The 26,387-nt window shown below is 68.4% G+C and carries 20 protein-coding genes; 6 read left to right on the top strand and 14 right to left on the bottom strand.

All coding sequences use genetic code 11. The annotated features are described in order from the left end of the window. Positions 1-22: 22 nt before the first annotated feature. Positions 23-2,644, bottom strand: coding sequence for a DEAD/DEAH box helicase (locus tag J2X46_RS15840; RefSeq protein WP_310252214.1), 2,622 nt, complete (start codon positions 2,642-2,644; stop codon positions 23-25). Positions 2,645-3,009: 365 nt separating this feature from the next. Here J2X46_RS15840 and J2X46_RS15835 point away from each other — a divergent pair, with 365 nt between their 5' ends. The 3 genes from J2X46_RS15835 to J2X46_RS15825 all read left to right on the top strand — a co-directional run bounded on the left by J2X46_RS15835 (position 3,010) and on the right by J2X46_RS15825 (position 6,616). Further along, positions 3,010-3,903 carry an abortive infection family protein gene (locus J2X46_RS15835; RefSeq protein WP_310252212.1) on the top strand — a complete coding sequence of 298 codons (894 nt, stop codon included), beginning with the start codon at positions 3,010-3,012 and terminating at the stop codon, positions 3,901-3,903. Between the two features lie 1,085 nt (positions 3,904-4,988). Next, complete coding sequence (locus J2X46_RS15830; RefSeq protein ID WP_310252211.1) at positions 4,989-6,170, top strand: hypothetical protein; 1,182 nt, start codon at positions 4,989-4,991, stop codon at positions 6,168-6,170. Beyond that, on the top strand, positions 6,167-6,616 hold the full coding sequence (locus tag J2X46_RS15825) for a hypothetical protein (protein ID WP_310252209.1): 450 nt from the start codon (positions 6,167-6,169) through the stop codon (positions 6,614-6,616). The genes J2X46_RS15830 and J2X46_RS15825 overlap by 4 nt, the downstream gene beginning before the upstream one ends. A 264-nt stretch (positions 6,617-6,880) precedes the next feature. Here J2X46_RS15825 and J2X46_RS15820 read toward each other — a convergent pair whose 3' ends face one another. The 3 genes from J2X46_RS15820 to J2X46_RS15810 form a co-directional block, all read right to left on the bottom strand. Continuing rightward, positions 6,881-7,921, bottom strand: a complete 1,041-nt coding sequence (locus J2X46_RS15820) for a DUF4192 domain-containing protein (protein WP_310252207.1) — start codon at positions 7,919-7,921, stop codon at positions 6,881-6,883. Between the two features lie 424 nt (positions 7,922-8,345). After that, positions 8,346-8,807, bottom strand: a complete 462-nt coding sequence (locus tag J2X46_RS15815; protein ID WP_310252205.1) for a hypothetical protein — start codon at positions 8,805-8,807, stop codon at positions 8,346-8,348. A gap of 224 nt (positions 8,808-9,031) precedes the next feature. Continuing rightward, positions 9,032-10,417 (bottom strand): TraM recognition domain-containing protein, encoded by a 1,386-nt coding sequence (locus tag J2X46_RS15810; protein ID WP_310252203.1) that lies wholly within the window; start codon positions 10,415-10,417, stop codon positions 9,032-9,034. Between the two features lie 311 nt (positions 10,418-10,728). Here J2X46_RS15810 and J2X46_RS15805 point away from each other — a divergent pair, with 311 nt between their 5' ends. Beyond that, positions 10,729-10,857 (top strand): hypothetical protein, encoded by a 129-nt coding sequence (locus J2X46_RS15805; protein ID WP_310252202.1) that lies wholly within the window; start codon positions 10,729-10,731, stop codon positions 10,855-10,857. 406 nt (positions 10,858-11,263) lie between these two features. On the opposite strand, the gene J2X46_RS15800 is transcribed toward J2X46_RS15805, so the two are convergent. The 9 genes from J2X46_RS15800 to J2X46_RS15760 form a co-directional block, all read right to left on the bottom strand. Beyond that, positions 11,264-13,336, bottom strand: coding sequence for a peptidoglycan DD-metalloendopeptidase family protein (locus J2X46_RS15800; protein ID WP_310252201.1), 2,073 nt, complete (start codon positions 13,334-13,336; stop codon positions 11,264-11,266). Between the two features lie 112 nt (positions 13,337-13,448). Beyond that, complete coding sequence (locus J2X46_RS15795) at positions 13,449-14,780, bottom strand: ATP-binding protein (protein ID WP_310252200.1); 1,332 nt, start codon at positions 14,778-14,780, stop codon at positions 13,449-13,451. Between the two features lie 290 nt (positions 14,781-15,070). Then, positions 15,071-16,579, bottom strand: coding sequence for an SCO6880 family protein (locus J2X46_RS15790; protein WP_310252198.1), 1,509 nt, complete (start codon positions 16,577-16,579; stop codon positions 15,071-15,073). A 14-nt stretch (positions 16,580-16,593) separates the two neighbouring features. Further along, a complete protein-coding gene (locus tag J2X46_RS15785) occupies positions 16,594-19,185 on the bottom strand; it encodes a type IV secretion system protein (RefSeq protein ID WP_310252196.1) in 2,592 nt (863 codons plus the stop codon). Continuing rightward, positions 19,185-19,571, bottom strand: coding sequence for a hypothetical protein (locus tag J2X46_RS15780; RefSeq protein ID WP_310252194.1), 387 nt, complete (start codon positions 19,569-19,571; stop codon positions 19,185-19,187). Before J2X46_RS15780 ends, J2X46_RS15785 begins: the two co-directional genes overlap by 1 nt. Before the next feature lie 88 nt (positions 19,572-19,659). Further along, complete coding sequence (locus J2X46_RS15775) at positions 19,660-20,883, bottom strand: hypothetical protein (RefSeq protein ID WP_310252192.1); 1,224 nt, start codon at positions 20,881-20,883, stop codon at positions 19,660-19,662. Further along, complete coding sequence (locus J2X46_RS15770) at positions 20,880-21,341, bottom strand: hypothetical protein (RefSeq protein WP_310252190.1); 462 nt, start codon at positions 21,339-21,341, stop codon at positions 20,880-20,882. Before J2X46_RS15770 ends, J2X46_RS15775 begins: the two co-directional genes overlap by 4 nt. Before the next feature lie 46 nt (positions 21,342-21,387). Beyond that, on the bottom strand, positions 21,388-22,293 hold the full coding sequence (locus J2X46_RS15765; protein ID WP_310252188.1) for a hypothetical protein: 906 nt from the start codon (positions 22,291-22,293) through the stop codon (positions 21,388-21,390). Positions 22,294-22,789: 496 nt separating this feature from the next. Next, complete coding sequence (locus tag J2X46_RS15760) at positions 22,790-23,470, bottom strand: helix-turn-helix domain-containing protein (RefSeq protein ID WP_310252186.1); 681 nt, start codon at positions 23,468-23,470, stop codon at positions 22,790-22,792. Positions 23,471-23,706: 236 nt separating this feature from the next. Here J2X46_RS15760 and J2X46_RS15755 point away from each other — a divergent pair, with 236 nt between their 5' ends. Continuing rightward, on the top strand, positions 23,707-24,150 hold the full coding sequence (locus J2X46_RS15755) for a hypothetical protein (protein ID WP_310252184.1): 444 nt from the start codon (positions 23,707-23,709) through the stop codon (positions 24,148-24,150). 84 nt (positions 24,151-24,234) lie between these two features. Beyond that, the gene (locus J2X46_RS15750; protein ID WP_310252182.1) at positions 24,235-25,953 is read left to right on the top strand and encodes a restriction endonuclease; all 1,719 of its coding nucleotides are present in this window, start codon (positions 24,235-24,237) and stop codon (positions 25,951-25,953) included. A gap of 95 nt (positions 25,954-26,048) precedes the next feature. Here J2X46_RS15750 and J2X46_RS15745 read toward each other — a convergent pair whose 3' ends face one another. Continuing rightward, positions 26,049-26,321, bottom strand: a complete 273-nt coding sequence (locus tag J2X46_RS15745) for a hypothetical protein (RefSeq protein ID WP_310252180.1) — start codon at positions 26,319-26,321, stop codon at positions 26,049-26,051. Between the last annotated feature and the right edge of the window lie 66 nt (positions 26,322-26,387).

Here is a 26,387-nt window from a genome sequence, read left to right as displayed (position 1 = left end):
GTAGGTGTCTGGCAGGTGACGGTCAAAGGTCGGCGACAGCTTCGGTGCACAGGTCGACGGCCCACTGGGATGGGAGGAGGCGTTCGTCTCGTAGGGCCTTAGCCACGCCATCTTCGTCGATACCCGGTACCGCCCGGATGACGCCCCAGGCCCTGATGGCGCGGTCTGCGAGGTCGACCATGCGGTCGGGGCGCAGGCGGTACAGGTGTGGTTCGGCGAGCTTGACGCCGGCTGAGTGGACGGTCGCCTCGGGGGTGACCAGGAAGCCGACCGAGCCGCCCGGGATCGGTTCCTTCCGGTCGTTGCCGGTGTAGCGGAGGTGGTCGCTGGCCTGGCGGACATAAGTGGCACCGGTCTCGCCTGTGGGACTCGCTTCGCTCTTGGCTTCGAGGCTGACCCACATCTGGTTGCCGAACATCCACACGGCGTCGGGCGCTGCGGATGCGCCGCCGTTTCCGAAGGATTCGGATGCGCCCAGGAGCGTGCCGATGGTGACGAGTGCGTTCTCGAAGGGGATGGCGTCGGCGACGCGGACGTTGGTGCGGAGTTCCTCCACCAAGGGTGCGAACTTCGACTGCTTGCCATGGTTCGGCAGGTGGGTAAGGACGCCTTGGACTGCTGCGGCGTCGAGGTTGTCGAGCTCGGTTGCGGCGGGCGTCGGGACTTCGTCGGCCGGTGAGGCGAGGTGACTGAGCCAGGTGGTTCCACGGCCGCAGGCGCGTGCGGCCTTGTAGTAGGCGCGGATGGCGTCCTGGAGCTTGGCGGCTTCGGCTGGGGTGGCCCTGGATGCGAGCTTCGAGGTCCAGCAGGCAGCGAAGTAGTTCCACATTGCGGCGTAGCGCTGGGGTGCGCGCGCGCCGCCGATGGCGTCGATGACGGCCTTGGCCTGGGTGAGCGCGAGTTCGGTTTCGCCGGCCCAGAGGGCGTCCCATGCGGCGACCTCGGCGCGGGCGGCTGCGGCGAGTTCGGCAGTGCCGGGCGGGTCGCGACGTTCGACGTCTTCGCGCATGTTAGCGATGTCGGTGTCGACCTCTCGCCAGTCGTCGTCGTGCTCCAGGAACAGGTCAATGTTTTCGGTCATCTCCGCGGAAGAGGTGTCCATGCTGTGGAGCCAGCCGAATTCGAGTTCAGCATGGATTTCGGGGTGCATGGCCGAGCGGACGTCGCTGCGGGTGGCGAACTTGATCAGGTTGGTGCCGAGGACGATCACGGTCGCGTAGTCGCGGGAGTTTCGGGTGGCGCGGCCGGCACCCTGGGCGAGTCGGGCGCGGATGCGTTCTTGCAGGACTTCGTGGGCGCCGAGGGATGAGTATAGAAACTTCTCTTGGAGGTCTCCGCCAGTGGGGAATCCGGCGAGGATGACGAGTCGGCAGTCGTTGTCGGGCAGGTCGATGCCGTCGTACCGGTTGGTCAGTACGAGGACTGCCTTGTCTTGGTTGGTGAAGACCTTGAGGTCGTCTTCGACCTGGTTGGCGGTGAGAGTCGGGGTGCCGGTGGGCACGACGATGGATGTGACCTGGCTGGCCGTGCGTCCGTCTGGGGTGAGAAGAACGGCTCGTCCGTGGCGTGTGATTTCGCTTTTCACCCACTCGGCGACGGCGGGGCCGTTGCCCGACATATCGCTGGTGAGGTCGGGGACGCAGAAGAGGCGTCGGCCGGTTCCTTGCTTTTCCCAGCCGGAAGGGATGGGGATTCGGGTGATCTTGCGGCGACCGAAGGCGCGTTCAAGTTCACCGCCGGCGCCGAGGGTGGCGGACATGTAGATGCGGCGCGCGGGGGTGTCGAACGCAGGGTGGTTGGCGGTCGGCGGGATGAGGGGACGGATGAGGATTTCGCGGTGGGAGACGTAGAACAGGCACGCTTCAATGTGGTCTTCGATGAGCCGCAGGGTGTACGTGGCGGACTTGGAGAGTGCGGCGTATTCGGGGACCGAGGCAGCTCCGCGGAGAATCTTGCCGATTTCGGTTGCTGTGGCGCGGACTGCGACAGGTGAGGCGAGGTAAGTGGAGGTTCGGTACTTCTGGTCGGCGCTATCCTCTCCGAGGCGGGTCACGACGAGGGGGTCGAGGCCTTCGCTGAGTTGACCGATGACCTCCATGTAGGTGGCGTGGTGATCCTCACGGCCGATGTTGAGGCTCCACGGACTTGCGACGGCGTCAGCTGCTGCGTGGGCGTCGTCGAGGATGAGGAGTTGAGCGTCGTCGATGGCCGGGTAGGCGTTGAACACGTGCGCGTAGGTGGTGACGGCAACGGCCATGCCTGAGCGGTATCGGGCGGTGTCCGCGTCGGGCCAGTTGCGGGACTTGCCTGTGAGCGCGACGGCTGGGATGCCGTAGGTGTTGAGGCGTTCTGCGGTCTGGCGGGCGAGCTGCCGGGTCGGGCAGAGGTAGGCAGTGCGCTCGTTGGCGGTGCGTCGTTGGAATTCGGCGATGACTCCGCCGACGAGGGTCTTGCCGGCGCCGGTGGGGAGTTCGAGGGCGACGTCGGACTCGCCGTGGTGCTTGGTGTGCCAGGTGGAGAGGACCTCGCCTTGGTGGTACCAGAGGTTCTCAGGGGCGTCCGGGTTCTGGGCAGCGAGCATCCGGTACAGGTGGGCCGGGTCGGTTGGTACGGCTTCCTTGGTGGGTCGCTTGTTGAACGCCATGGGGTAAGCCTTTCACTACGTGGTCGGTTAGCGAAGCAGGCTTCACCTCTTTGGGATACCCACCAGCCACGTGAACATCGTTCCAGCCAGAACCCGCCGTCCTAGCCGATCTGGAAGTCCCAATCCATGCAGCAAACCTGACTTAAGAAGCTCCGTGGATTCTCGGTTTGATATGCCTTTTGTCAGCCTTCGTAGGCGTCCGGATCCGCGGCGATGAGGGTGCGTCATTCCGCCGCCTGCCGGGGCACTGCTCGAACATCCGGACATGCCGAGATGCGGACGTTGCCGAACCAGCCGGTGGCGATTCCGGGATACAACCGGCCGCGGTGCAGCGGATATCCCGCAGGGGCTGGAACCATGACGGCGTGGACAGCAGCGAGTTCTTCACTCTTGAGACGGACACAAGCCCGTGGGGATCCACGGAGGTCACGCGGCTCCACACGGACCTGCTCGACCAGATCGCAGCAGCACCTACTCCGTCCTGGTCAGACCCTGAGATCGCGAAAGCGCTGGCCGAGCTCGCTCACGACGAGTATCAGAGGTTCGGCACCAACGGCAGCGAGCTCGACAACGTCGAGGCACGCAAGCTGTTGGCTAGCTTGAAGGCCGTTCTGGGTCGCATTGGGATGCGCAGCATCGACTTCGGCTTTCGGGACTTCGAGAGCTTCCGGAACTACTGGATCCGCAAGGGTGCTTCCGGACCTGGCGGGTGGCAGGCTCGTCGCGATCTGCTCGCCGATCTGTTCGACCCGATCCACGATCGCCTGGATGCTCTGTCCTCCGGAGGGGTTGGACCGAAGCTGACAGATGAGGCCCTTACGGCCCTTTCGGACCCCGGTGCGATTCGCGATCACCTGGATCGGATCGAGCGCAACCTCGACGACGACCCCAGGCTCGCGGTCGGGTCTGCCAAGGAGCTTGTCGAGTCCACCGCAAAGTTGGTCCTGATGAGGTGCGGGGTCCAGTACGGCAAGAGCGACGACTTGCCCAGCCTCGTGAGCAAGGCACACACAGCCCTGGGCATCAACGCCAAGCAGGTGAACGAGGGCGCGGAAAACGCAGTCGGCATCCGCACTCTGTTGAGTGCGGTTTCGCGGATTGGGGTGGGCATGGCAGAGCTGCGTAACCAAGTCGGAACCGGCCATGGGCAGACGGAGGTGCCTACTTGGGTGACTCCCCGTCACGCCCGGCTTGCGGTCGGGGCAGCGCACGTGTGGTGCCAGTTCGTCTTGGAGACTCTGGAACAGCGCTCGTCGTAGGGGTCCACCACATCTACCTCCAGCGCTCACGACTGCTCACGCGACGGTTTTGCGAACCTCCATGTCTACGACCCCTGCGACCGGGCATGCCGATGTGCGAGCGTTCGGGCATGTCGACGTACTGGGATCCGACCTCGGCCCTCGCCGAGGTCCTGGGTGGGCCACCTCGCGGCCGCCGTGCTCCGTGGACGTCACCGGGATCGAACGATCAGCGCACGATCTTCACTGGCGCTTGGCCTCAGCGGGATTGGCGCAACTTGCCAGGTCCGTTCTATACGTCAGAGACGGACACGTGTGGTGGCGGTCGGCACGTCGCGCCCGATCTCATTCTGGTCAATGAGAACTGGACAGAGTTCGTGTTCAGACAACCCGCGAGCGCTCGGCAGGTGTTGCAACTCGTCGACGCCGCCTACGACGACCCGTTTGCGGCCTACGGTTGTGATGGGGATCAGCACTGGACCCTGCAGTCGATACGCGTTTGGTGGCGCGACAGAGACCAACTACTTGCGTGGATCGACACCGCGCGTCTCCTGTTTACGAGCGAGGGCGCTGCTAGAGAAGTTGCGAGCCTCGACCAGTACGCAGCAGACATTCGAGGACCGCTTGAGGAGCAGCTTCGACGGTATGCGCACTGGCTTGAACAGGGTCGAGGCCCAGATCCCGGTGAACCGTTGCCTGACATCTGATGTGCGATGGCGGGCCCGCACATGCGCGCTAGCCACTTCAGTCGACGTCCGGATCTGCCGCATTGAACGTGCGCGGTGGGTTGAACGCGCCCGCGCGGTTGCGCCCCGCAGGGCGGCGAGAACAGAGCTCGGGCGATTCGACCGCGGGTAGGTCATCTACGACTGCGACGCGATCCGGCCGTCGCTGAGGTGAATGATGCGGTCGCAGCATGCGGCAACGGAAGCGGCGGTCGTGTCGACCGCGCGTCGGGTGTGTGAGTTCTGGTCGCCATCCGCCCCATCTCGTCGAGTTTCCGCAAACCTTCGGACAGCCCAACGCTCTCGATTAGGGTGCGTCTTGCAGGACTGATTGCTCTCGCAGCGTGGCACGAGAGCGAGGGATGCGCCGTGGGGGACGCAATGACGATTCAGGTGACGGCACACGACGGCAGCGTCGAGATAGACCGAAGCACCTTCACCAGCTTGCTGGAGAACTCGGTGGCTCACGATCGGGCCCCGGTTCGAGACGCCTTGCTGGCCGGGAAGATCGCGCTGTCCGAGCTCATCAAACTGAGTAGGACTGCTGAGATCCCTTATCCGTTGTTCTTCGCGCCGCGCGCCGTGGTCGACGCCCAGCTCAAGCACAAGTCGGACACCCTCTTGGCGGGCATCAGCAAGCGGGAGTTCTCGATGAACTCTCGTAGCCCTGTCGACGTACGCGATGTCGAGCTGATCGTGAAAGACATCCTGCGCAAGCAGGAGTTTCTCAAGGAGCACGACTCGCTCGCCAACAACACCTTCATCGGCTCGCTGGGTCGAGCCAGGTCGAACGGGGCCGCGGCGGCGCACGTGCGCGCCACTTTCGGGATCGACACCGCACAACTCCGCGCGATCGAGACGAAGCGCGAAGCCCTGGAGTGGCTCATCAAGAAGTTCGAGGCGCAGCAGCTCTACGTCTCGCGTAGTCAGCAGCAGCAGTACATGCCGCAACGCCTCAACGGCGTGAAGTTCAGCGGGCTGTGCGTCAAGGACAAGAAAGTGCCCTACATCTTCCTCACCGGAGGCGACGCTGGCGAGTCCTTCGAGCCGGACGGACGGAAGGTGTTCACGCTGGTCCTCCTTGCGTGCCTGGTCGGGTTCGGCCGCTTCGCGCCGGTCACCTACGACGACCACACGACGGAGTTCATCAAGGACAGGGAGTACCTAGTCGCCCAAGAAGTCCTCATGCCTGCATCAGAGGTGCGCGCCCTCACGGTGGCGACCCTTGATCAGGTGGTCGACCACGCCGCGAGGTTCAAGGTCACTCCGAGCGCATTCGTGATGCGCGCGAGTCGGCTGGGCATGGTCGAGAGTGACCTCGCGGCCGACTTCTTCAGCGAGCTGCGCGCCGAGTTTCTCGGCAGGGAGGAAAGGACCCCGCGCCGGGCCAACCCGCTCAATGCCATCCGTAGATACAGCGGCGCGGAGTTCTCGCGGCGCATGCTCGCGCTGCTGGATCAGGGCACGATCACGCCGGGCGAGTTCTGCCGCGTCACCTGCCTGAACAACATCAAGCCGGCCCAGATCCCGGACTTCCGCGCCCGTTTGGAGCGGTCGCGATGAGCGACGTTCACTACCTGCTCGACACCAACGCAGTGAGCCGACTCACCAGGTCTGAGCGGGCTGGCCGGTTCGTGCGGGCGCGGTGCGGCATCACCGAAGACGTGCTGTGGGAGTCACGCGACCTAGCCGACGCCGAGCAGTTGAAGTCGCTCGTTCAGCCCATGACGGTCCACGCACTGACGGTGATCCAGGAGATCATGGCCGAGGTCCCCATCGGTGACCTGAAGCTAATCAACCTCTACGCCAACAAAGGTGCCGCCGACCCTGGCCTCGTCGCCTGTGCGCTCGCCGCGGCAACTCGCTCGAACGACACCCTGTTCCAGCAAGACTGGGTGGTCGTCACCGACGACGGCGAAGTGCGAACGACGGCTGTGCGATTCGACGTCGGCTGGATGTCGTCGTCGGACTTCGTTGCGACCCTCCGCGCCGGATCAGCCGCGGGCTAGGCCGGGATCACGGCTGCGCAGAGCTGTGCGTTGCGGTGATGGTCCGCCGAGCGCGCGCTGTCTACCGCCTCGATGAGCTCGCCCTTAGGCCGCGCGCCTCGAAGCGAGTGGCGTCCGCGTGCCTTCCGTCGGCGAGGAGCTGGAATGTCGAAAGTTCTAAGCCGTCGCGGCCGCCTCGCGCAACATCCGGATCTGCCGCGGTGAGCGCGTCTTAGCGCCGCGAGCCGGGGTCGCCTCATTCCCAGGACCAAGGCTGCCCGGGACTCAGCGAGTGTGACCGCGGGTGTACGACGTGGGCACTGATCGAGGGCCTTCTCGTTCGTGTCGGCGGGGCCGTGGATGGGCGACTGTTTCATCGATGTCAGTGGCAGCGTCGCGCATCTGGGTGTTGAGGCGTTCCCATTCTCGGGGATGAAGGCCGTGTTCCAGTACAGACGCGACGAGGGCGGCCATGGAGTAGGGCGGTCCTGGGGGGATCTGGTCGAGCGCGCACCAGGCGCGGGCTCCGTCTCCGCGGAGCCAACTGCTGAACGCGAGCAGGGTCGACGGTGCCGTGCGGACCGAGTCTGGTGCGCGGCGGGTCAGGTCGCTCCACAGTGCAACGTGTGACGGTGCGTTCTGTCGGGTCATGTCGGACCAGAGCGCGTCTCGGGTGTTGATGTCTTCGACGGCGACGAGCATGCGGGCGCTGTCGGTGTCGGACAGGCGGTTGCCGTCGTCATGGAACTGCTGCAGTCGTGCATGCGCCCAGCTGCGCTCGGCCGGCACCGTGTTCGCCGATGCTGCTGCGCGCACGCCGGCAAGGACCTTGGCCACGGGATCTCTGTCACCGACGAGTGAGGCGGCGAGCGCTTGCCGACTACCGACCGGTTGTGCGGCCCCGGCCAGCACCATCTGTGCCGCCAGGCGGTCGGTTGCGGAGGTGGCGAGCGATCCGTTTCGGCCTGTGTTGAGGTCGCGCCAGGTGTCGGCGTGCGCAAGTAAGCGCAGTTGAGTCGTCACACCGATGGTCTCGAGGTGGGTGCCCAGGTGGCGGCTCGCGTGCTCGGCGTTGGCGTCGTCGGAGGTGAAGCAGATCAGGGCGACTTGAGCGCCGGGGTGTACGTGACGGTGGAGGCCCTCATGGATGGCTTCCCAGACGTCGGCCCTTGCTTGAGTGGTGGTGGGGAGGTCGACGCGCAGGCTCGGGAGACCCTGCCCGAACGGGACGAGGACAACGGACTCCTCGGGTTGGAAGCCGAGCATGTGAGGGACTGCCGCGAGCAGTTCCTCGGGTGATCGGACGACGAGCTTGACCGGATCCATGACGCTCACCCGACCTCGACGACTAAGGCTGCACCGAGGGACGCCAGGGTCGCGGCGCCGGCGTGAGCCGCAACGACGTGTTGGAGTCCGGAACAGTGCCGCGTGGGCCTGGTGCACCCAGACGATGTTCTCCGCGTCGGGCGTGCGCGCCCGTCTCGGCGGCGAGGTCGGGGTCGCCGTCCTCCTTGGACGTCGTATGCATCGAAGGTTCTTGTGGGGCTCTCATCTGACGTGGTGGCGGACATGGCGTTCCCTTCGAGTCGCTAGCACCTGGGTTCGGTGTCCACTCCCCTAGGTCCGTCGCGTGGTCTCCGGCGATCAGCTGGGCCGGTGTCGCGTGCACGCGCTGATGGGTCTCGTGGTCAGCCTGTCGCTGTCGCGGGTGCCTGGCTCGGTGACGGTGTGCGGACGGCACCCAAGCGGCTCATTCGTGGGGGCCCTTGAGGGTGCGGGTCCGTGGGAAGGCGCCGGGCGGGGCGTCGCCGATGATCTCGCCTGTCTCGAGGTCGACCATGCCCAGCCGCGGAGTTGATGGCGTCGGGCCGGCGGATTGGTCGGGTCGTGGGCGGTCGGTGTCGGCTGCGTAGAGGTCGTGGCGACGTTGTGTCCACGCGGTGTCGGTGTGCTCGTTGTGGCTGGGACGTCCGGGCCAGGGCGAGTGAGTGTCGGTGCAGTGGCCGCTCAGGCGGCTGCTCAGGCGGTCGATGAATGCCGGGAGGCAGTAGCGGTGCCATTCCTCGAGGGCGTCGCTGGTCTTCGCGAGGCTGGCGCGTCGGCGCTGGTCGGCGATGACGGCTACCTCGTGGACGAGGTGTGGATGTTCGGGCCAGCAGGGCGGGATGAGGGCGGCGGTATCCCAGGTGTATTCGTGGTTCAGCCAGATCACGACTTGGTCGAGCCATCGCCACAGCTCTCGCCGTAGGTCGGGTTGGACGCAGGTGTCGGGCGCCCACGGGCGAGGCAGGAGTGCGTGCGGTCCGAGGGCCTTCTGTTCCTCGGGTGTGCCGTTGGCGGCGGTGTGGATCTCTCGGTAGGCAAGTCGCACCAGTACACCCGGTTGTGGGAACGGGAGCACGATCGGTGTTCGTGGGAGAGGCTCTCGGTGGACGCTCACGAGTGGTGGCCGCTCTCACCGTGGCGAGTGGGCTGGAGGCTGGAGGGTCCTGCCTCGGGCGATTCGCTGCTTGTGGCGTCGCCGGCATCGGTGGAGACCTCGGGGTCGTCGTTGAGTCCGAGGCGGCGTGCTTCGGCGAGGGCATCGAGGGTGCGTGCGTCGAGCGTGCGGCGGGGCCCGCGGTCCTGGGTGAGCTTTGCCCTGTGGTCGCGTTGTCGAGCAAGGAGCGTGGCGCCCTGCTTGTCGTCGACGCAGCGGTCGAGTGCAGCGACGATGGGTTTGCCGTTCTCGGCGATGACGAGGGCCTTGCGTTCGGGCAGGCGGCGTACTTCTTCGGGACGCATGATGGCGATGTCGTCGCCGGAGAAGCTGCGGGCGGATCCGTGCCCACCGGAGTTGTGGGTGACGCGTCCGACGCGGACGGTGCCGAGGAGGTCGGAGATCTCCTGGTTGAACGCGACGTCTTTGGAGCCGCCGAAGACGACGAGGACGTTGGTCAGTCCGACCAAGGCGCGGGATTCGTGCTCGCCGAACAGGGAGGTGAGCTGCGCGCGGGTCTGGGCGGCGTAGATGAACGAGAGCCCGAGGGCGCGTTCGTTGGCCATACGGGTGCGTAGCGTCGGCAAGGGTGCGGTGGACGGGAGCTCATCGAGGCAGGCGAGCATCGGTGGGCACAGTCGACCGCCCCACGGTGACTGATGAGCGAGGGCGAGGGCAGTGTCGAGCACGTGCTCGGCGACTGCGGTCATGAGGGGGCTTGCTGAGGCGTACGGGTCCTCTCGGCCAAGGAGGTAGATCGTTCCGCGCCGTCGGATGACGTCCGTCAGGTCGGTGGCGGGTCGAGTGGGGGCGGGGACGCAGCGCCGGCGGGTGGAGGCTTGGAAGAACAGCGACATGGCCTGCTGGACGGTGGTGACGGTGTTGCCGGCGGTGCGGTCGTCGCCTCGCAGCGCACCGTGCAAGAGGCCGTGCCAGAAGGGTTCGGCGTAGGGGTGGCGGCGCAGGATCTCGGTGGGTTCTGTGGCGACCGGGGGGTTGGCGACCCAGCGGAGCACGTCGTCGAGAGTCTTCCCAGACAAGGCGGCGGCGTGGAGGTAGCCCTGAAGGACCTTGGCTGACTCGGCGGCGTAGAAGCGTGCGGCGTCGTCGCCGGTGCCGCCGTTGACGGCGCCGCTGACGGTGCCGGCGGTGAAGGCCTTCGCGCGGCGTTCGGCCACTTGGGGATCGACACAGCCGGCGACGGGATCCCACACGAGCTCGCGCACCGTGTCGTCCCACAAGCCGTCGGCGAGTCCGAAGGGATCCATCACCACGCACGGCCGGCCGCCGGCTGCGCGGTCGGTGAGGCTGAGCAGGAGGTCCTCGACCTTGGTGAGGGTCACCAGCGCTGCGCCGGGCGCGGCAAGGAGGGCAGGTGTGAGGATGTCGAGGGTTTTCCCGGAGCCTTGAGGGCCGATCACACCGGCGGTGCGGTCCCACGGAACCCACAGTTCCCCGCCGCGCGGCTGGTGAGCCTTACCGATCCGCCACCCGACCTCGCGCGATGCAACCCGGAGCTTCATCGCGACTCCGCGCGAGCGCGACGCGCGAGCCACGACGTCAGACGGTCGTCGCGCTGATCATTGGGCGGAGGGTGCACCTGCCTCCCAGTTGTGGCCTCCGTCCCGACCGGCGCCCGTTCAGGCTGGTCGACTTGAACCGTCGTCGACGTGCGTGGTGGTCGCCGGCGTGCGGCGGGACGTCCGTACAGGTCGGGTCGGACCAGGGGCGCCACGCGGCGGATCCGTCGGAGTCCGAGGAGCTGCTCGGCCTCGGCACGTGAGGCCATGCCTCGCATGCGGCCGGGACCCCACCGCAGGTAGCACTGGACGCACGCCCATGTCGTGGTGCCAAGGATGAGCAGCTCCGTGAGTGCCAGGCTGACCCAGACGAGCCACGGCGGTGCGAGTCCGGGCGGGACCGGTTGGGGCAGGCCGGCTGCGGCGTCGCCGGTGATGATGGCGGGCAGGCTGGTCCAGAACGCGGCACCAATAGGCGATGGCGTCGGGATGGGTGATGCGGCGGCCCCATCCGCCACCTGCTGGGCGGCAGGCCAGGTCAGTCCTGCTCCGTACACGATGTTGGCTACCGTCCGGCCGACCTGGATCCCCGACACCAGGCCGGTCAGGACGACGCAGGTGACGGCAGCCGGGATCTCCCACGTCCACGGGTAGGGCGTTCTGACACGTTCACGCTGCATGCGGGTCGTCCTCTTCGATTGCCGTCGGACGTTCCGCCCGACGTTGCTTTCGACCTACGGCGTGGACACTTGCGCGGGCGAGCACTCTGGTCGGCTCCGTGCTGCGATCGACGACGGGCCCGGTCGGACCGTCTGCCGTTGCTGCAGGGTCGGCATGTTCGGCAAGCCAGAGGCTGGGGTCGACGTTGTCGGAGGCGTAGATGGTGCCGTTGTGCTCGTGGACCTCGAAGTGAAGGTGGCAGCCTCGGGCGTTGCCGAGGTCTCCGGTGGTGCCGATCTGGTCGCCGGCGGAGACGGTGTGGCCGCGGCTGATCGTGACGGTCTCCAGGTGGGCATACCAAGTGGCCAGCGAGGTGGGGCCGGTAGTGATCTTGACCAGCTGGGGTCCGGCCCAGGTCTGGGTGGTGTCGATCTCGACCGTGCCGGCGTGCGTGGCGTAGACGGGGGTGCCGCAGGGCATCGAGAAGTCGGTTCCGGTGTGCCAGGACGACCAGTCCGGGCCGGCGTCGTGCCAGTTGTGCCGGTCGGCGTCGATGTAGGGCGCGGGGACCGGGTAGACCACGGGCCCGCATCCCGCTGCTGCGCTCTCGGCGGCGGTAGCGAAATCGTCGACTTGGGCGGTGGTCGGGAGTGCGTTGATGTGGACGTGATCTTGGTGGTTCTCCGTCGGGCTCCCCCGGTCCTTCATGGCCCGCCAGCCTTCGTCCGCCCGCGCGCGGGACCAGATGTGTTGGCGCCAGATGATGTAGTCGATCTCGAGCTCGGTGGCGTGGGCGCGGGCGTACTCGGCGAGCGCGGTTCCTTGCTGCTCCCCTACCGCGGTGAGAGGCACCGTGAAGTCGGCGGCGAGGCCGGCGGGGTGACCGTCCGGGTCGCGGGCGGAGGGTCGGTATCCGCCGACGGTGGTGATGTCGAACCGGGGCGCCAGGATCGACACGAGCCGTGCGAGCTGGGGCTGCACCGGGCCGAGCTGGTAGGGGTCGGGCTGCTGGGCGCACGCGTTGATGACGACCGTCCCGATGCGGCCGCAGTCCTCGGGCTGGGTTTCAACGGCTGCTCCGGGTGGCGTCGTGGAACCCGGTGTGGTCGAGGTCGGGGTGGAGCTCGAAACGGGTCCGGCGCCGTTCATGGCGAGGCGGGCGGCGATCCAGGGGTGGTCGGACTGCATGGGGCCGGACCAGCCTTGGGTGAGGGTGACGCCGAGGTGGCGCGGGTAGAAGATGAAGTCGATGGCGACGTCGTGCCACGCGTAGCCCGCGGCAGTCATCTTCGCGGCGGCGGACCAGGGCAGGTCGGTGTAGCTGGCGTGGGTGTTCATGTCGCCCGCGACGAGGACGGGCCCGTGGGCGGCGAGCGTCGTGGTGAGGGCGAGCAGGGTGTCCATTCCCTGGCCATACTGCTCGGCGCGGGTCAGGGGCGGGGTGCCCCACTGGCGGGGGTACTTGTGCGGGTTGATCATGTGGTGGACCGACAGCATCGACACCACGGCGCCGTCGACGCGTTGGAGCATGGTCCAGGTGACGTAGCGGTCCCAGAGGATGGGGTGGCCGTCGTAGAAGCCGTGGTCGCCGTTGACGATGGTGACCCGGCCGCCGGCGACGCGGGTCCAGGTGTCGGTGCGCCAGGCGACGACGTTGCTGATCGACTCCCGGGCGCTGGAGCCGGGGACGGGGTCGGGTTCGCGGTAGGCGGCGTATCCGGGGGCGGCGGCTTCGATCTGGGTGAGGCTGCGGCCGGCCATCTCGTTGAGGGAGATGAAGTCAGGGTGGGTGAAGAGCACGCGTGGCATGGAGGCGTTGAACCCCGCGTCGCCGACGCGGTCGGGGATGTTGGCCTGGGCGACGGTGACGGTGCCGGTCACGGGCGCGCCGACCGGCGGCTCGGCCGGTAGCCCGTCAACGACCATCGTCCCGGTAGTGACGGGTGCTGTGGGTGTGGTGATGGCATGTCCGGTGCACGCGGCTCCTGCGCCGACTCCCATGGAGACGATGACGGCTGCACCGAGTGGCAGGCCGAGTAGCAGGACGAGGGCGGCGCTGGCAGCGGCGAGTGCCTTCGTCATGGCGTCCACCGTCGCGTCCACCGACGAGGAGTCAGTGCGAGCTTCACGGCTTCTCCCTGGGGTGCTGAGGGTCCTTCACAGGCAGCGGCGGGACTGACGTGGTGGCCGGTGGTCAGGAGGCGGCTGCGATGGCGTCGTTGGTGTAGAAGAGGTCGCGCTCGATGGGGTGCAGGACGGTTTGCACCTTGTAGGCGGAGTCGCCGACGCTCCACAGGGCGCGGCCCTTGCCTTGCATGGCCCAGCCGCTGATGAGGGATTGGGCGATGGGTCCGAGTCCGAGCATCGACTCGAGCTCGTCGGCGACGCGGGGTTTCTGTCCGCCGAGGATCTTGATGTCGGCGAGCTCGAGGAGGTCCTTGGCGATCATGGTGGCCTGGGATCCGGCGTCGCCGACCGAGAGCAGGTCGGAGGGCTTGTGGAGGTTGGCGAACTGGATGTCGCCGCCCTTGCCGGCCATGCCGCGTGAGAGGCGCAGGTCGGCGTCGAAGCTCATCACGGCGGCCACGCCGAGGCGCATCTGCTTCCAGACCTCGTCGCGGACCACGATGCGGAGGTCCCCGGGTTCGGCGATCTCCCGCAGTCCGCGTCCCCAGGAGTTGAGGCACAGCAGCGCGATGCCCATCGCCTCGTCCCCGAGGGGGTCGAGCCGCGACAGGCTCAGGGACTGGATGGGGGCCCGCCAGTCGATCTCGATGTTGGTGTGGGCGTCGAAGAGGCCGGCGAGGGTGCCGGTGACGAGCTGGCCGAGGGCGTTGCGCAGCAGCCGGGTCTCGTCGAGGAACTGCCGTTCGGTGTCGTAGCGCGACCGGGTCAGCAGGTCGGGTGTGGGGTTGTGCAGCAGCTGCCACAGCTCGGGGATGGTGGTCTCCCGGATGTGGGTGTCGCCAGCGGCATAGCCGGTGAGGATCTGTAGCCCGATCCGGACGACGTCGCTCTCGTCGGGCCCGAAGGGCACGTGGTCCTGCCCGATGCGCATGCTCCCCACCAGCCCGCGCACGAGGGTGAGCCATCGGCCGAAGATGATGGTCGCGCGCCGTCGGGCCTCCTCCCCCGACAGCGAGTCCCATCCTTGGGCGAGGGGTCCCATGGCGAGCGGGTTGATCCGTGTGGCCATGCCGGGGCCGACGACGAACGGTTCCACGCCGTGGGCGCGGCACAGGGCCTCGTACTCGTCCTTGGGGTCGCCCAGGATCAGGGTCCGGTAGCCGAAGGGCATCATCCGGTTGCAGAAGCTCTTGGTAGTCCCGGACTTCCCGGTTCCGGGTTTGGCGAACTGGAAGATGTTGGGGTTCGTGACGGGGACGTCGTCGCGCAGCACCCACCCGAACGGGTCGCAGTAGAACGAGCCACCGGAGAGCTGGTCGATCCCCATCAACGCACCCGTCGGCGGGAGCGACGGCGCGGAGATGAACGGCCACAGCACGGGCGCTTGGTCCGAGGTCATCCGCCACGTCGAGGCCGGTGCGTCGGCGGCAGCCCAGCCCCTGCCGCGCCGAGGCGCACCGCGCCGTGGAGCGTGGCGCCACAACGCGGGCTCCTTCACCGGCGGTGCGGGTGAAGGAGTGGTGGGGAGGTCGTGGCCGAAGTCGGCCAGCAGCGCGGACACTCCCCTGCTCCCGGAGCGCACCGAGCGCATCGAGCGCACTGCGCGCCGCCCGCTGGGTTGCTGGGTCGTGCGTCCGGTCGCCCTCGCGCCCGCGTTCCGTCGACGTTGGCGGAGTCGTCGTGTGGTCATTACGCTCCTCCTCTGCGGGTGAGGCTGATGCCCATCGGGACGGTGGATGCGGCGAATCCGACGTCCTGGGCGAGGTCGAGTCGCAGGGGCGCGAATCCGGCTCGTCGCACGTCTGAGTCGAGCCGGCGGCCGTACTCGGTGATCCGGGCGGTCTTCGCGACGGTGACCGTGACGACCGCGTGCGGGCGGGTCATGGCGCTGCCGCGGGCGAGCTTGGCGTCGAACGCTCGCGTGGCGTCTTGGGCGTCGCGTTGGGCGGCTCGTGTCTTGCGTCCGAGCTTCTCGTTCATGCCCTGGGCCAGGTCGGCAGCCCACTCGGCGTTGCCGGACTGCCGGTCCGCCTTGGTCGGTGACACCAGTGGGTAGGCGACCAGGAAGGACCGGCGTTCACCCGGTTCGCTCGGCGTGAGGACGGGCGCGAGCGCTCCCATCACCGCTCCCCTGCTGGGGAGCTTGATGGTCGAGCTGATGGAGTTCCACGCGTCGTGGCTGTAGTGCCGCACCGTCGCGTCCGCACCGGACGGCCCGGCCAGTGCCCACGGCACGTCAGCGTTGACGCCCGGATGCGTGGGGCGTGCGGCCAGTGCCTCGATGATCCCGGCCCGGTCGCCTGGCGCGAACCCCGTGCGGCATGCGGCGGCGAGCTCGGGGCTCGTCAGCCACCGCACCGAGGTCATGCCCAGCGGCCCGGTCAAGTGGGCTCCCACCTCGCCCATCAGCAGGTGCAGCTCGCGGCAACGACCCTCGAGCCCACCGCCTGACTCACGAGCCGACCGCGCGATCCGGGAATCGGGCACGACCAGCGTCACGAACATCTCGGTCCGTACCGACGCGAGTGACAGGCCGCGAGCGAGTTCGGCATTGATCTGCTCGGCCAGGACCGGCGCACCTGGCCGGCGATGCCCCGCGACCCACAGATCCCGCTCGGCACCGTCCTCGGGGACCGTGCGCACCACGATCAGGAGCTCGTCGATTTTCTCCGTGCGCGCTGCCACGTCCAGCAGCGACGACAACGCCTGGCCCTGCACGTGGCGTGTGTGCGGGTCCATCATCCCCACCCCGGGATGGACCACCGCCGCGGTCACCGCCCACGTGCGGGTCGCGTGGTTCTGGATGATCGCGACCCGCGTCATGTCCGCCCCGTGGGGCGGTCCCTCGTGGACGTCGATGGCCTGCAGCACACCCGGCAGGTCCGGACTGGCGAGGTCGGCTGCACGTCCACGTGCTGCCGCAGACTGGAAGGTCGTCCAGCCCGCCAGACCACCTGCGGCGAATCTGGTCGACGCGGCGATCCAGCCGATCGCGGACCTGCCACGCACCGGCACGGCCGTCACCAGCGCTGCACCCGCCCACACGAGCGCGAGAAGCATCCCCGACGACCAGGCGCCGCGGCTGATCGACCAGAACACTGGAAGGACGGCGACGGCCAGGAACCCCAGCTGGAGTCCCGATAGTCCGAAGAACCACCCGATCCGATCACGGGTGTAGGAGCTGTAGGACGTACTCACGAGATGTCTCCTTGCTAGGCGACCGGCGGAATCGGGACGACGGCCGCGGAACCGGCCGCACCGGAACCCGCGGCAGCACCGCCCGCTGCAGAGCCGGGCCCAGCGGACGGCGGCGCCGGCACCGGTCTCGCCCCGGCGCCCGGCACCCCTCCGGGCAACGACGGGGTCGGTGGCACCGGCAAGGCAGCACCAGATCCCGAGGGGCCCGACCCGCCGCCGTCAGCCCAGTCGCCATACCCGTCCCCATCGCTGCCGTCGCCGCTGTCGTGAGACATGTGGGCGGCGGGGCCGGGGGTCGACTGGTGAGCGTTCCTCCCTGAGCGGGCGCCGAGTGAGCTGAAGTCGGGTCCGTAGGTGCCTTGCCCGGCGCCGGCTTGGTTGGTCTGGTCCGACATGAGGGAGGCGGCGAGCGCTCCGGCCTTGGTGACGACCCCGATACCGGCAGCGGCTGCCTGGCCAACGGGGCCGAGCAAGCCTGCGGCGCCTTGGGTGGCCTTGGCGAAACGCTCCCCGGTGGCGTCTTCGGCGCCTTGTTCGCCCGAGGACCGGCCGGTGCCGTCAACGGCGGAAGCGCCACTCGCCCCACCAGCTCCCGACGAGGCATTACCCGTGAGCAGGCCCTGGACGCCGCCGGCGGCGGCCATGCCCTGGCGGAAGGAGGCTCCCGACGGGGTGCCGGGATCGACGAAAGCCAACAGCTTGAACAGCGCCATCGGAGCGATGGTGCTGACCAGGATCAGCATCACCGCAGGAAGTGCTGTCGCGACGGCCTGCTGGGCGCCTTCTGCCATCGATGCGGCGACACCATTGGCGAACTGCACGCCGATCCCGAGGACCAGCACCATCAGCACCGGCGTCAGTGCAGCGGCGTGGAACCAGCGCAGGCTCTTCCAGAACCACGACCTGGTGCTGTCGGCCACCAGACCGGCCGCGGCCACCGGACCGGTGGCGGCCAGGACCAGCAGAGATGCGGCTCGAGCGAGGTAGACGAGGATGTGACCGATCGCCGCGAGCCACAAGAACACCCCGAGGAACGCCAGCACGGTGGCCGTTCCGGAGTCGGTGATGTCCTCCGCGTCGAACCCACCCAACGGGTCGAACTCCGGCCAGGTCTCGATGCCCAACAAGCTCCCCATCAGCGCTCGCGACAACGTGCCGCAGGCAGCGACGAGGATCGAGCAGTAGCCGAGCCAGCAGGCGTAGGCGAGGACGAACTGGCCCGCGCCGATCGCCGCGCGGGCCAGTCGCTTGCCCTCGCGGGTGAACGCGGCCCGACCCAGCTGAACGAGCGCCAAGATCGTGGCAAGACCACCGGCCATCCAGAGCGTGAATGCATAGACGTCGCGTCCCGGACCGTCGGTACTCAGGTCGGGGGTTAGGAAGGCTTCGGCGAAGGTGAGCACCACGCGGAGCACGAAGAGCCCCGAGGCCCAGACCGCCATCATGGCCGACGTCCACGCGTCGGCGGCGGCCTTGGCGATGACAGAGCCCAGGTCGTCCAACGGGTTCAGGTCGGGCCAGTCGATGCCGCGCTGGCTGATGTCAGGCAGTTCGATCGTGACGGCGGGATCTGCGTCCCAGGCGGCTGGGGACGTCGGGCCGCCGGGGCGTCGTTGGGGTGTGTTGGACGAGAGGGCGGGCGGCGTGGCTGAGGGGCTGCGGACGGTCTCCCAGCGCTCCCACCCGGCCTCCGTCGCGAGAGGGCTGCCCGGCCAGGTCGATGGCGCAAGTGCGGGCGGGGTGCCCGGAGCGATCATCCAGCGACCACCTGCCCATCCGCCTTCCCCTCCACCCACTGGCTTGTCCACCCACTGCATGCGTTCGCAGTGGCCGAGGGCAACCTCGCCGGTGCTGCGGTAGGTGGCGCTCACGTGGAGGAGCACGCACACGGTCGTCCAGTCGGGTCCGTCGGTTCCCTTGACCAGTGCGGCCGCCGGCTCGACCTGCACCCACGCGGCGGGGTCCTTCGCCGTTCCCATCGACGCGGCGTCGAGGAACGCGCGCACGCTGGCGGTGATCCACCACTCCTCCGAGGTGGTGCCCCCCGGGAGTGCCCATGCGGCGTGGACCTCGCGGGCGGTGCGCAGGTCCATGGCTTGCAGGACCGCGACATCGATCTGGGCGAGCTGTCCGATCGCGCCCTGCGGCGTGCGGGGGAACCCGCTTGCCACGAAGGCTGGACCCGGTGCATCGCCGGCAGGGATTTCGATCGGGGGCGTGCTCGTCGTGCTGGGGACCGTCTCGCCGGGCCCCGTGTTCTCACCGATTCCACTGAGCCCACCGGGCCCGCTGGCGTCGGTGGGAGGGCGGACTGCTGAGGGCGGGGCGTCGAGCATCGGGGCGCCGGCGATGGCATCACGTCGCTCGGGGCCCGTCACATCCAGCGACCCCTGGTCGAGACGCCAGCCGTCCGCCGGAGAGGTCGAGTGGATGTCTGCCGAATCCGGGGTAGGCGTGACCGCGCGATAGACGCCGTAGCCGAATGCTGTCACCAGCAAGGTCGCCGCGAGCGCGGCGGCGGCGAGGATCGCGATGAGCCGTCGTCGACTCCACACGCCGTGCTCGACGAGGCCAACCCTCAAGTCCGGTGGGGCGGTGCGAGGCATCAGATGCATCCGTTGCCAAGGAGGCCGCTGAGCATGCTCGGGAGCACGAGGTAGCCGATGGCGGCCAGGAAGACCACGACCACCGAGATGACGCCGACCTTGGAGGCGTGGGGCATGGCGAAGACGCGTCCCGCGATGATGGCGCCGATCGCGATGATGATCCCGACCACGAAGAGGATGCCGACTCCCCAGAGCACGTAGCCGGTGATGGTGTCGGTGGGTACCTGGGCTCCCGGTGGTGCCTTGGGGCAGACCGCGAGCACGGTGACCGACACCCGTCCGGGGAGGTGCTCGACTGCGGAACCCAGACCGGAGGGCGAGGCGGAACCGGCGATCGGGGCGCCGACAGCGACGTACATGGCGTGGGTGAGGGTGGTGAGGTCCATGACGGGACCTCCTTTCTCGATGGTCGAGGTGCACACCGGGGCGTGCGGGATCGGGCGGGGCAGCTGGGATTGGCGGGATTGGCGGCCCTCAGCGGCCTCGCGAGGACGGCTGCGATTGACGGACGGATCCGAAGCTCACGTGCTCGGGCCGCTGCCCGAGCCCCTGCCCGAGCCCCTGCCCGAGCCCCTGCCCGAGCCCCTGCCCGAGCCCCTGCCCGAGCCCCTGCCCGAGCCGCTGCCCGAGCCGCTGCTCGGCACGCAGCTCAGAGCGCTGCTCCGGGATGTCCTCCGGGATCTGCTCGAGACGCTGTTCAAGATGCTGACCGAGAGGCTGGTCGGGTGGGTCGAGGCGGTGCAGGACGTCACGGGCGGCCGAGGTCAGCGGCGACGGAACAGGGCGGGAGTCGAGGCCTCGCACAGCGACGTCGCGGCAGTGGGGAATCTCGACCAGGGCACCGTGGGCGAAGAGCCTCGCAGCGTCGGGGCCGGCCTCATGTTGGAGGCTTCGATCCCAGCGGCGCTGCGAGGGACCGCGCACCCCCAGCACGACTTGCGTCGTGGGCTGCGTGTATCCGGTGCGTCCGTCGAGACGTTCGCTGCGACGTTCACCGAGACTGCGTGCGAGAAGAGTGGGATCGGTCAGCAGGTTGATCGCGCCGGCCATCCGCCGCATTCCCGCGGTGGTCGCGGGCGTCACGAAGACCAGAACGTCGGCGTTTGCGACCGCGTCCGAGATCCACCCGCGGGTGGCCGCGAGTTGGGTCGCCTCCCATCCCACGTCGAGGATCGTGAGGGTGTCCGGGGCTGCGGGTGGGGGTGGCAGGACGTGATCGACGGTGAGGAGCGGAGTGTTGCTGCGTTGCAGGAGGACGTGGTCGCGGCGGCCCTGGCGCCAGCCGTGAGCGTCGACGCCCAGCTCAGCAGTCGCGGCCGCGGCCAGCCCGGATGTGGTCGAGGAGCAGCACTCGACGACGCGTGTCGGACCTGGGCTGGCCAACGCGGCGGCCAAGGCGAAGGTCGTGGCGCCGGCGGACCCCACGCACCCCACCACGGCGACGACCCGTTCCCCCGCGGCTCGTTCCCGGCCCAGCCCTGGTCCGTACCCGTCGGCGACGTCCTGGGTGAGGTGGGCGCGACGTTGAGACAGGTGTTGGAAGTCGCCCGCCGCGATGGACCGCCAGGCGCGCTTCAGCTCGTCGACGTCGACCGGCCGCGGCGTCGGCGCATCCGCAACGGACATGTCGCCGTGCAGTCCGCTTGTCAGTTCGGTGTCGGCGGAAGAGTCCGGGTCGGGGCGGGCGCCGGGGATCATGCGCTGACCCCTCGAACCGTCGCGAGACCAACCAGGGCACCAGCCGCGACACCAGCCGGAGGACCACCCGACAGACCGGCCGACAGCCCGGCCGAGGCATCGGTGGGCTCAGTTGTGAGTCCAGCCGCGAGGTCGCCGACGGCGGCGTGGCGGCTCTCGACCGCCTCGCGGATCTCCGCAGCCGTCAACCCGGACAGCTCGCGCTTGGCGGCCTGCGCGTCGATCAACTCCTGGAGACACGTCGTGATCTCGTGGATGATCTGCTCCTCACGAGATGCGGTCGCGAGCAGTTCCGTCACCCGACCGGGATCGCACGTGCCGGTCGTTGTGCCGGAGCAGCCCGAGCTGTGGGAACTGTCGGGAGTGCGGGGTCTGGGTGCCTCGTCGAGAATCGGCAGCATCAGTTGGCTCGACCGTCGTGCCGCGATCACGCGCGGCGCGTGGATCCTGTCGGGCATGCGGATCACCTCCGCTCCCCTACGTCGACTAGCGCCGGGCTGGCGTTCAGCAGGCATCGCTCAGCGCCTCGGTGAACCTTGGAGCGGCCTTTGCCAGCGCCTGGACGGTGCGTGAGGTGCGACGTCGCACGGTGCTCTCTGAGACACCCATCTGTGCCGCGACGCGGCGCGAGACCTCGTTGCTCAACAGGCCACCGCAACCGCGGCGCACGTTGCGCGTCTCGACCTCCGCCGCTGTCTGGAGCACGGCCGTCAGGAGAGTGCCCTCGGACGGGGTGATCACCTCCGCGGTGCCGGCCCAGTCCAGGAGCTCGGTCACCTCCAACCGCGCCCGGTCCTCCGGCTCGGACTCCCCAGGAGCGCTGTGGCCGGCGATCCTGCTCGCGGTCTCGACGACCGCCTCGAACGTGGCCTGCTCACCACTCACCATGGTGCGGGCCCAGGAGCGGTCGCGTCGCTCGAGCTGGAAGTGGTCGCCGAGCTCGAGCAGTACGGCGGCGCGGGTGTCGAGCAGGATGTTGGCGGCCACCCGACGGATGCGTCGCCACCGAACCGTGCGCACCTCGATCCACAGCTGCGAGGCGACCAGCTCGTCGATTGCGCCGGCCGACCGCAGGGCGCCGACCGGCTGATGGTCGCGGAACCGCTGGCTTCGCTGCTGGCGCTGCAGCCGCGCCGCCAACTGACACGCGCCCGGGAGCAGGCACTTGGCCAGCACGCTCGCAGCCACGCTGTCGTTGCCGCCATCGAGCGCGCCCAGCTCGGCCAGCGCGAGCAGGACGTCATCGACATCGTCGTAGTCGGCGTGACGAAGCCACGGCCGGAGCTGGTCGAACCCACCAACGGCCAGCAGGCGTTCGTCGCGTGCGCACCAGTCCTCCCAGCGCGTGCGAGCGACCTCCAGCAGCTCGCCCCCGTCCTCCAGACCCAGCAGCTCCTCGACAGCACTCATCACGACGACTTCCCTCCGGCTCGCGTTACCAATGCCGCAGAAGTTGGTCGACCGAGGTCCCCGCACCCGTCCCCCGAGAGCACAGCCACCGCCTGCTCCGGTCTTGGGGACGGGATGGGGACGGGGGTGGGGACGGGGTGGGGACGGGTGGGGATGCCACCACGCGGCTGCCGTTTGCGCAGGTCAGAAGCCGTCCCCCCGAAATTCGCGCCGTCTCTTCGTGGTGACGGCGGTCCACGGTGCCGCGCGGCTCCTCGGCGGGCTGGGCGTGGATCGTGGAGGGTGTCGCCCGCTGGCGGATGCGCATCTCGACCGTCGTCGACTGACCGGGATGTGGGCCGCGAACGGCCATTACCGGTGACTCGGCGAGGACTTTGCGGCGGTGGCACGTCACGCGCGCCCCGCGAGGTCGAGGTCGAGGCCGCCGACTACCTGCCGAGCGCTCACCGACCACGTCGGCGTGACCGGCTAGTTCGGGAACGGGGTTGCGGTGGTTCTACCGGGGTGCTTTGCCGGAGCGTCTCTGCCGCTTAGCCCACAGCGGAGCTGCGGCGATGGCCGACGCTCGGCTGATGGAGGGCTTCCAGTGCGGCCCGGGCCGCTGCACGAGCAGACCCTCTGCGATGAGGGCAGGTATCGGGAACGGACTGCACCCAACGATGCGCGCAGCCTCCTCCCAGTTGACCCAGGCGTCGGCCTCCGCGGCCCGTTCCGACTTCACCTTCTCGACCGACGTGCTGGAGCACACGACGGCCGGTCGCTCGCCCGCAGACCTGCGCGCCAACCTGGCGTCGAGGCGGCCCGCGCGTGCCCACCGCAGCACCGAGCTCTCCGAGCACCCCAGCGCGCCCGCCGCCTCGGCAACGGTCAACCAGTCACCGCTCGCAAGCTCGGTGGCGTCGATGCGCTGCCAGCTGGCCGCCGTACGTGGCCGGCTCGAGGTGCGCGTGCCCTTCGCTCGCACACGTGTCGCGCGACGCTCGGCTTTGCCCGCCCTCACGGTGCGGTACCAGGTCGCCCAATCCAGGACCGAGGTTCGATCCAGAGTCGGCCGCGAACCGTGGGTGGTCCGGCGGTTGATGCGGCCGACCCTGACCGCGTGCTCGACGGTCGGCACGGGCAACCCGGTCAGTCGTGCGGCCTCCTCCCACGAAACCCACGTCTCCGAGTCGCTCACGCCGACATCATGCACCGGTCGCGGCACGCGGATGAGCGCTGCGGCTCGATCCGGAGCGTTGATCTCGGCATCCGTGAATAAGACGGCGCGGGACCAGAGGGGCACGACCGACGCCGGAGGCAGGACAGGCTCGGCTGCGTCGGGAGCGTGCCGGGGTCCAGTGCTCACACGGCACCCACGACCCGCTGGCCTACCTGGACTTCTGCGCGCGAGAGCCTCCCTAGACTCTCGAACAATTGTTCGATCTAGAGGTGGTGGGTGTGGCCGGCGGAATGGGCAGGCGCGACGACGACGCGTTCCCACGCGAGACACTCGCCGAACGAGTTGCCAACACTCGAGCCCGCAAGGCCGAACAGGAAGCCCCGTCAGATGCACCCGCCGCAGCGCACTCCACGGCCGGGTTCAACAGCCGACACACCGCTTCGCCACCCAAGTCCTGGGCGGCGCCGCCTGCCCTGCCTCCCTCGCCAACCTCACCGGCGCCGCTCATCCGCCACTGCTTCTATCTGAGCCCCGACTACGGGCGCCTCCCGGCGCTCTTCCTCAAGTGGCGCCGAACCAGCCAACCTGGGACGCCGCCGCACTTCGACGGCTTCATCTGCACCATCACGCTCGACGAGAGCGGGACCTGGTGCCTTACGGAACTCTGGGTCGATTCCGCCATGCTCGAACCAGCCTGACCAGAAGCATTGGTCGGCGCACAAGCTGACACTCAACGGTCGGGGCATTGCCAACGGCGCTCGGTACCCGACGAGAATGTCTCCATGGTCACCATCAACTGGGAGCGGGAGAGCGGCGACCGGATCGAGGAGTTCGTTGCGGCTGCGCTCGTGATGCGCCACGGCGCCGGATGCCGGGTCACGCCATCGCGGGGGGACGGCGGGATGGACGTCAAGCTTCCGCTGGCGAACGGCAGGTGGTGGGTCGTGCAGGTCAAGCGGTACAGCGGCCCGCTGACGTCTCGACAGGAGACGAGCATCGAGAAGAGCTACGGCGCGCTGCTCGCCGAGATCGCCAGAACTGGCCTCGAGGTTGAGCGGTGGACCTTGGCCACGCCGTGGGATCCCACCCGCGAACGTCTCGGCTGGCTCGAGGGCTTCGACAGGTCGCCCGACGGCCTTCCCGCCACGCTGGACTGGATGGGTCGGGTGTCGCTGGATGGATTGGCTGCCGACTGCCCGCAGCTGGTCGACTACTACTTCGGCGACGGTGCCGAGAGGCTGACAAGCCTCATGGCCCTCGCGTTGAAGTCGAGCATCACGCTGAGCGGCTCCGGTCCCGAGCAGCTGCTCGAGGCCGCGATGGAACGCATGAACGACCTGGCCAAGGCGATGGAGGAGATCGATCCCTTCTACCGCTACGAGATCTCAGCGATCGACGCCATCCCCGATCACTCGAAACTCGCGGAGCACGGCGAAGGGGCAGCGATGGTCCGCTTCGGTACTGGCCCGGACGGGCGCGCCGTCCGGCTACGCATCGTCCCGATGAGCGACCTGTCCGCCCACTTCCGACCAATCCGACACAAGGTCCGGCTCCATGCCGCGCCTGGCAGCGGCGAAGAGGCGGCACTGCGCGACTTCGCGGCCACCGGCAAGCCCTTCGCTAACGTCCGCGCCGAGGTCGTCAAGTCCGTTGGACCACCTGGAGCCACTTTGGGCGGACAGTCGCTGCTCTCCCTCTACGTCGAGGAGCACGACCATCTCCCGCCGATGGAACTAGTCCTGCTCGACGACGACGAGGTGGAGGTCGCCGCGCTGAAACTCGAACAGGCGCGGGGAAACCTGAGTCCGGCGGGAAACGGGTTCTGGATGGCCACCTCGGATATCGCGGGCGCCGTAGACGTCGAACTCAAGCATCCGGGCGAAGCCCGGGAGATCACGCTAGGTGTCACCTTCAACAGACCGGCGGACGTCCCGGTCGCATCCCTTGTCCCCGTGGTGAAGTTCGCCAATGCGCTCGCCGAAGGTGGCTGGCTCTTGATCCGTGCCGTCGCTGGGCGCCCGCTCGTGGGCCCGTTTGGCCGGGTCTGCCTCGACCCGAGCACTGCGAAGTTCTGGGAGTTCGCCGACCTCTACGTGAGGCTCCAGGCGCACACTTTCGATGTCGTCCGCCTGCCCGACCTCAGCACCGTGAGTCCGGATGACTTGGTCCGGCTCCAGTTCACAGTCCGTGCACTCGACGGTGACGCGCCCGAAGGCATCTGGGCGACACAGGTCATGCAGGCAAACGGCATCGATTGGCCCGCAGGCGACTTCGAAGGACGGCTTCTGCGAGAGATCACCATGCCGCTCGCGGGGGTGGACGTCGCGCTGCACAAGATGCTCCAGCAGCGTTTTCACTCATGCCGCGTCGACCCGAACGCAGTACTGCCCGCCGGGGCGACCGTCTGTTTGGTGCCCGGAGAGTCCAACACGATGTCCATGCACGCCCTCAACTTCGAAGACGGCATGGAAGACGGGCTCTGGACCATCGAGAGTGAGTGAGCCGCCACGGCCACGGCGACCGTCCTGACTGGTGCTTTGGCTCCACGGCCTCACGCGTCCCAGCCTGGCCGCCTTCTCTTCACACGCCAGCGTGATCAGCTGCCTGGATCTCCGAACACCACGACGACTCTGGCCTCCAGGGCACGCTCCGCGAGCCGCCCGGCCATCGCTTCGTTCTCCGCAGTCTCCGTCTTTATTAGAACTTTGGATCCAAACATGACTTCGCCATGCCAGCTCTCGGGGTCAATCGAGTCGCAGACTGCCCAAAACGTGAAGGCAACCTTCTCGAGGTTGGAATGGTGCCTGTCGCGGGCGCCGGGTACTACCTCGACACCGGCCCCAGTGAACCGCTTGCTCTCCAGATACATGTAATTGACCGTAGCTCTGGCCGCTGACATCGGCTTGTCATGGGCCGAGCGCTCGCAAGGCACGGG

Origin of the sequence: Nocardioides sp. BE266, from assembly GCF_031457855.1 — a bacterium.
Lineage (GTDB): Bacteria > Actinomycetota > Actinomycetes > Propionibacteriales > Nocardioidaceae > Nocardioides.
This window is presented reverse-complemented; position numbering and strand designations above follow the sequence as displayed.

What these genes read in the sequence shown, in the direction of transcription:
- J2X46_RS15840 (WP_310252214.1), bottom strand. Translation starts at nt 2,644, where the DNA reads ATGGCGTTCAACAAGCGACCCACCAAGGAAGCCGTACCAACCGACCCG.
- J2X46_RS15830 (WP_310252211.1), top strand. Translation starts at nt 4,989, where the DNA reads ATGACGATTCAGGTGACGGCACACGACGGCAGCGTCGAGATAGACCGA.
- J2X46_RS15825 (WP_310252209.1), top strand. Translation starts at nt 6,167, where the DNA reads ATGAGCGACGTTCACTACCTGCTCGACACCAACGCAGTGAGCCGACTC.
- J2X46_RS15820 (WP_310252207.1), bottom strand. Translation starts at nt 7,921, where the DNA reads ATGGATCCGGTCAAGCTCGTCGTCCGATCACCCGAGGAACTGCTCGCG.
- J2X46_RS15800 (WP_310252201.1), bottom strand. Translation starts at nt 13,336, where the DNA reads ATGACGAAGGCACTCGCCGCTGCCAGCGCCGCCCTCGTCCTGCTACTC.
- J2X46_RS15795 (WP_310252200.1), bottom strand. Translation starts at nt 14,780, where the DNA reads ATGACCTCGGACCAAGCGCCCGTGCTGTGGCCGTTCATCTCCGCGCCG.
- J2X46_RS15785 (WP_310252196.1), bottom strand. Translation starts at nt 19,185, where the DNA reads ATGCCTCGCACCGCCCCACCGGACTTGAGGGTTGGCCTCGTCGAGCAC.
- J2X46_RS15780 (WP_310252194.1), bottom strand. Translation starts at nt 19,571, where the DNA reads ATGGACCTCACCACCCTCACCCACGCCATGTACGTCGCTGTCGGCGCC.
- J2X46_RS15775 (WP_310252192.1), bottom strand. Translation starts at nt 20,883, where the DNA reads ATGATCCCCGGCGCCCGCCCCGACCCGGACTCTTCCGCCGACACCGAA.
- J2X46_RS15770 (WP_310252190.1), bottom strand. Translation starts at nt 21,341, where the DNA reads ATGCCCGACAGGATCCACGCGCCGCGCGTGATCGCGGCACGACGGTCG.
- J2X46_RS15765 (WP_310252188.1), bottom strand. Translation starts at nt 22,293, where the DNA reads ATGAGTGCTGTCGAGGAGCTGCTGGGTCTGGAGGACGGGGGCGAGCTG.
- J2X46_RS15750 (WP_310252182.1), top strand. Translation starts at nt 24,235, where the DNA reads ATGGTCACCATCAACTGGGAGCGGGAGAGCGGCGACCGGATCGAGGAG.
- J2X46_RS15745 (WP_310252180.1), bottom strand. Translation starts at nt 26,321, where the DNA reads ATGTATCTGGAGAGCAAGCGGTTCACTGGGGCCGGTGTCGAGGTAGTA.